This window comes from Streptomyces sp. SID13726, assembly GCF_010548375.1.
Classification (GTDB): domain Bacteria; phylum Actinomycetota; class Actinomycetes; order Streptomycetales; family Streptomycetaceae; genus Streptomyces.
In genome coordinates this window covers 1-393 of the sequence record NZ_JAAGLY010000797.1, presented here as the reverse complement: position 1 = coordinate 393, position 393 = coordinate 1, and the positions used below count along the sequence as shown (strand labels likewise).

Sequence of the window (393 nt, the reverse complement as noted above, 5' to 3'; positions counted from 1 at the left end):
GCGCGAGGTGAGTGTCCCGAGCGGGTCGGTAATCGGGTGCGGCGCGGTCTCGTTCCCGGTGGGACCGTTCTGCTTGTACCAGCCGGCGGCCGTCAGTACCGCCGGGATCTGCTCGGAGGTGAAGGTGGGCATCGCCTCGGCGTGCAGCGTGGGCAGCGTGTGCTTCCGGTACGGCAGGACACCGGAGGACAGCACGGCGAGGGTCTCCGAGCCGACCTGGGTGGGCAGCGGATCCCCTGCGCCACGCGCCGCCCCCTGGAAGTTGTCCACTGCGAGCGCCATCGGCGGCAGCGCGCCGGCGGCGTCCGGGGTCCACAGGGGCTGGACGGTCGGACCGGTCGACAGGAGCGCGGTCTCCTGCTGGCTGGTCTGCGTCGCCATCGGCTGCAGCAG

Annotated in this window: 1 pseudogene; it reads right to left on the bottom strand. The window is 72.5% G+C overall.

What is annotated here, in order from left to right:
• Nucleotides 1–381: pseudogene (locus G3I78_RS50360) on the bottom strand (DNA cytosine methyltransferase); the annotation flags it as partial.
• Nucleotides 382–393: the final 12 nt, after the last annotated feature.